This window comes from Parafrankia soli (assembly GCF_001854695.1).
Taxonomy (GTDB): domain Bacteria; phylum Actinomycetota; class Actinomycetes; order Frankiales; family Frankiaceae; genus Parafrankia; species Parafrankia soli.
The window spans coordinates 1-2499 of the sequence record NZ_MAXA01000120.1; the positions used below are offsets into that span (position 1 = coordinate 1).

Consider the following 2499-nt stretch of genomic DNA (forward strand, 5'->3'; position numbering starts at 1 on the left):
CGGGATGAGGGTGCCGCGGCCCTGCCCGAGCGCGCTGATCAGCGCGGCGATCCTCACCGGGGCGTAAGCGGTGTCGCACAGGCGGCCACGCCAGTCCGGCAGGTCCGCGGGCGCGGGCGGGGTCCACAGGGGCAGCGGTAGGGCAGTCCGGTCGGAGGTGGGGACGGTCGGGGACATGTGTCCGCCCTTCGGGCGCCGAGGGGGTGGCGGGGAGTTCGACCAGGGGAGGGAACATCAACCACTACTAAAATACCACACTATGCGGTATTCTGATAGAGGTTGAAGAGAGGAGATGCAACCCCGGGGGGAGGTGTCACCCCCCACGCGGACAGCCCGAATCCCCAGCCGCCCGCGCGGGGGACAGGTCACCCCTCGGCTACGGCCCTTCCGAAACGAATGGGCCTAGCTGCCGGCGGCCGTGTCCTCTTCGCTGTCGGACGCCTCCCACAGGCGAATCGCACCCGGGTCCACCTGGTCGCCCAGCGGCGCTCCCGCGGGGGTGCCGTAGGGCACCCGGCGGTGTTCGACGTTGCGGTAGCTGCCCTGCTCGATCAGCGACCGCGCGTTCGCCGGAACCGTGATCTCCATCGCGATCCGCCCCCCTGGGCGGCTGACAAAACGGACACGCAGCGGCGCTGCGCGCCGCGGCGCGCTGCTGACGGCCGGCCGGACGGCCGCCAGCAGGGCGGTGGCCTGCAGGACGTCGGCCATGTCGGGATCGAAGGTGGAGGTGGGTATGAGTTGTACGGCGTGTCGTGATGCCAGCAGATGGGCCTCGGCTCGCCGCCGAGCTGCCGCGATCACGACGGCGACGGCTACCGCGATCACCGCGATCGCTCCGCCCGCGCCTACCAGCAGGGTCACGTCTACTACCTCCGATCGGAGCGCCTACGGCGCCCGCCATTCCAGGCGAGGACTTGCTCTGCCGGCAGGACCGTCGCGCCCTCACCCCTGCGAGGTCCCGGCAGAAAAGACATGTCGAATACGGCCGGGCAGGTTGCCCGGCCGGGTTGAGCTGGGGTTTTGCCGCCTCGGCGTCGCGGGTCGCAGGAAGCACGGCGGGAAGCCCCACGGGAAGCACGGCGGGAAGTGCCGCAGGAAGCACGGCGGGAAGCCCCGCGGGAAGTACCAGAACGGGTGGCGGAGTCTCGGTTCGGACCGATCCGGGTACAGGTGTGCCCCATCAGCCGAGGCCGATCCGGCGCAGCGTGTCCGGGGTGGCGGCGACGTGGACGTGATCGTGGTGTTCCGCGACGGTGCTCGCATCCCAGACCGCGGCGGTGCAGGGCACGACCGTCCCGTTCTTCACGCATGTCGCCCCGGGCCCGGTGTAGATCAGTTCGGTGAGGCCGGGGGCGTAGCGGGCGAAGAACTGGTTGATGGTCAGCAGTTGCGGGGTGTCACGGGCCCCAGCGGGTGGCAGCGCGAAGTCGACGGCTTGGCCGACGTGGTGGTAGCTGACGCCGCCGCCGGCCTCGGGGGTGCGGCGGGTGGAGGTGACGCCGTAGGGCACGGACGAATCCGCGATCAGGCTGATGATCGCCGGGTAGGTCTCAACAGTCGTCCCGCTCGCCGAGCCGCCGCCGGCCGACGTGGGGGTGAGCTGGTCGTAGTGGTCGATCTGGGCGAGGACCTGGGTGACGTAGCTGCGGCTGGCGTTGTAGCCGTAGATCGYGGCGTCGAGGGTTGCCCGGTCGGAGAGGTCCTTCGGCCCGGTCCCGCACAGGTGGACCACGGCGGCGGCGACCGCGTCGTAGATGTTGTGCGGATCGGCGACACCGTCGTCGTTGCCGTCGCGGCCCATGGTCCGCCACGAGCTCGGGATGAACTGCATGGGGCCGACCGCCCGGTCGTAGACGCGGTCGCCGTCGAACCGGCCCCCGTCACTGTCGAGGATCCGCGCGGTGCCATTACTGCCGTCCAACGGCACTCCGATGATCGGGCGGGTGCGCAGGTCACCGTTGGGATCCAGTGGCCGGCCGGCACCGTGGTGGGACTCGATTTGGCCGATGCCCGCCAGGATCGACCAGCGCACCCCCCGGCAGGCCGGTGCGAAACGGCGGGCGTAGTCCGGTGCGCGCCGGTAGGCGTCTAGGACCGGGGAGGGGATGCCATCCACCGCCGTTGGCGCCGGACCGAGGCCACCGAAGCCGGAGGACGCCTGGGAGGAGGCTGCGCCACCACCCCCGCTGATGACCACGAGCATCAGAGCGGTGAGAGCCAGCAGCCCGGCCGGGGTGACGACGAGCAGGGCGAGTAGCCACCACCACGCGTTCCCTTCCTTCCGGGTGGATGCGCGGGCGGCGATCTTCCGGGCCTGGCGTGCTGCGACCTTGCGGGCCTTGCGTTGAATCAGGCGGCGGGTGGCGGCGTGGGCGGCTTTCGCCGCGACCGCGGGTACTGCCATCGGCTACCGGCCGGGGCGGCGGCGGGCGGTGCGCGGCAGCGGGTTCTGCGGCTGGCGGGAGGCGCGCTGGCGTAGCCGCTGGGCGGCGGGGG

The 2499-nt window shown here is 71.6% G+C and carries 2 protein-coding genes; both read right to left on the reverse strand.

Features of this window, described 5'->3' with window-relative positions; translation table 11 throughout:
* Nucleotides 1-402: 402 nt before the first annotated feature.
* Complete coding sequence (locus BBK14_RS12110) at nt 403-864, reverse strand: hypothetical protein (protein ID WP_071062017.1); 462 nt, start codon at nt 862-864, stop codon at nt 403-405.
* 319 nt (nt 865-1183) lie between these two features.
* Nucleotides 1184-2407: a lytic transglycosylase domain-containing protein gene (locus BBK14_RS38860; RefSeq protein WP_071062019.1), complete on the reverse strand. Its 1224-nt coding sequence runs from the start codon at nt 2405-2407 to the stop codon at nt 1184-1186.
* Nucleotides 2408-2499: the final 92 nt, after the last annotated feature.